Annotated in this window: 3 protein-coding genes and 1 pseudogene; 2 read left to right on the forward strand and 2 right to left on the reverse strand. The window is 72.2% G+C overall.

Features of this window, described 5'->3' with window-relative positions; all coding sequences use genetic code 11:
- On the forward strand, nucleotides 1-437 hold a 437-nt coding region (locus AB0G02_RS38010), incomplete at its 5' end, for a methyltransferase (protein ID WP_360804700.1).
- On the forward strand, nucleotides 421-612 hold the full coding sequence (locus AB0G02_RS38015) for a CDGSH iron-sulfur domain-containing protein (protein WP_360804703.1): 192 nt from the start codon (nucleotides 421-423) through the stop codon (nucleotides 610-612). The genes AB0G02_RS38010 and AB0G02_RS38015, both read left to right, overlap by 17 nt.
- Before the next feature lie 24 nt (nucleotides 613-636).
- On the opposite strand, the gene AB0G02_RS38020 is transcribed toward AB0G02_RS38015, so the two are convergent.
- Both AB0G02_RS38020 and AB0G02_RS38025 read right to left on the reverse strand, forming a co-directional pair.
- Complete coding sequence (locus AB0G02_RS38020; RefSeq protein WP_360804706.1) at nucleotides 637-1,638, reverse strand: iron-containing redox enzyme family protein; 1,002 nt, start codon at nucleotides 1,636-1,638, stop codon at nucleotides 637-639.
- Nucleotides 1,635-1,835 (reverse strand): annotated as a pseudogene (locus AB0G02_RS38025) (hypothetical protein); the annotation flags it as partial. The gene AB0G02_RS38020 and the pseudogene AB0G02_RS38025, both read right to left, overlap by 4 nt.

Consider the following 1,835-nt stretch of genomic DNA (forward strand, 5'->3'; position numbering starts at 1 on the left):
TCAACGCCCGCTTGCGCCGCCTGACCCTGCGCCAGCGGCACGGCGACTTCGGTGACCTGGTCGGCAGGGACCAGTTCGACGTCGTCACGGCGAACCCGCCGTACGTGCCGAGCGTCGCGGTGCCCGACCGGGGGCCCGCGCGGGCCTGGGACGCCGGGCTGGACGGGCGTTGCGTGCTCGACCGGCTGTGCGCGGTGATGCCGATGTTGTTGGCGGACAAGGGCATGGGCTTGATCGTGCACTCGTCGCTGTGCGACGCGGACGTCACGCTGCGGCAGTTGCGCGGCGGCGGTCTGAAGGCCTCGGTGGTGGCCCGCCGCACCATCGGGTTCGGACCGGTCATGCGCGGGCGGGCGGAGTGGTTGGCCCGTCGCGGGCTCATCAAGGACGACCAGAAGCACGAGGAACTGGTGGTGATCCGTGCCGACGCCGCGTGACGCGAGGGTGGTGACCGTGGTGCCCGGCGGGCCCGTCCTGGTGGAGGGGCCCGTGGAGCTGAGGACGGAGGACGGGACGGTGGTGTGCTCGGACCGGTTCGTCGTGGCGGTGTGCGCGTGCCGCCGCAGCAAGCGTTACCCGCTGTGCGACACGAGCCACCGCAAACGACGTTGACCGGTGCCCCTCGGGGGCCGGTGCTCACCGGAGGGGCAGGCGCAGCGCCGTCTGCCCCTTCTTCCACGCTCCCAGCAGGTGGTCGCCCAGCCGTTGCTCCAGCAACTCCGTGGCCTGCACGCCGAACACCACGGACCCGGTCAGCTCCGGCTCGCGGGCCAGCAGGTCACCGATGACGTCCCGCCGCATGATCTGCTCGTGCACGGCGTCCGCCTCGATGTGCTCGGTGAAGAACTCGACGCAGTCGGGGTGCGCGTCCAGCCGTTCCAACGCCTTCGCCATGCGGGTGGCGCTGGGGGCGGTGGTGATCTCGGCGGCGGCGAAGTGGCCCACCAGCGACCCGCGCAACGACCGGTGCAGGCCGCACAACGACATGAGGTTCACCGTCGCCAGCATCACCGCCGGCGCGTGCTCCAGGTAGCGCAGGTAGCCGTTCTCCAGCCCGGAGCCGACGAGCAGGTCCGCGAACAGCCGCGAGTGCATGCGGTCGCCGCGCCCGCCGCCGAACTCGTCGAACTCCACCGCCACCAGCGCGGCCTTCGCGGAACCGCTCAAGCGCGGGATGACCCACGCGTGCGGGTCGGCCTCCTTGAGGTGGTAGATCGAGCGCAGCACCATGTACTCGCGCATGTGCCACCACTCGCCCTCGTCCTTGAGGAAGTGGCTCACGCCGGCGCCGTCGACCGGCTCGACCAGCAGTTCGTCCAGCACGCCGGTGATGTCCGCGCCGCCGGGCACGTCCGCCCGCAGCGCGTCGAGGAACACCCGTTCCAACGCGCTCCGGAACCGCAGCAGCTCCGGCTCCCACTCCCAGTCGTCCGACACGCCCGCGAAGCCCTGGTAGTGCAGCTCGTAGCACACGTGCAGGGCCAGCTGCAGGTCTTCGCCGTACGGGTCGGCCGACACGTGCGAGGGCAGGCCCACCGCCGGCGGGTCGCCGCGCAGGGCGTCCAGCACGGCGGCGGAGAGGGGGCCTCGCGGTGCGGGCAGCACGGCTCGGTCGACGGCGGGGTCCACAGTGGTCATGCCCGTGGACTACCCGCTCCGGTCGGGGTGCACGCGAGCAGATCGACCGCGGCGCCGGGTGATCCCGCCCTCAGTTGCCGTTGCGCGCCTGTCCCGTGCTCCACCACGCCGCGAACCAGCGACCGGACCAGGTCCCCGTCGTCACCCAGCGCGTCCGACACGTGCTCCAGCAACGCCTCGACCAGCTCCACCGCGGG

This window comes from Actinosynnema sp. NPDC023658 (assembly GCF_040639995.1).
Classification (GTDB): domain Bacteria; phylum Actinomycetota; class Actinomycetes; order Mycobacteriales; family Pseudonocardiaceae; genus Actinosynnema.

Excerpts from the sequence above, each read along its gene's own strand:
- AB0G02_RS38020 (WP_360804706.1), bottom strand. The coding sequence starts at position 1,638 with ATGACCACTGTGGACCCCGCCGTCGACCGAGCCGTGCTGCCCGCACCG.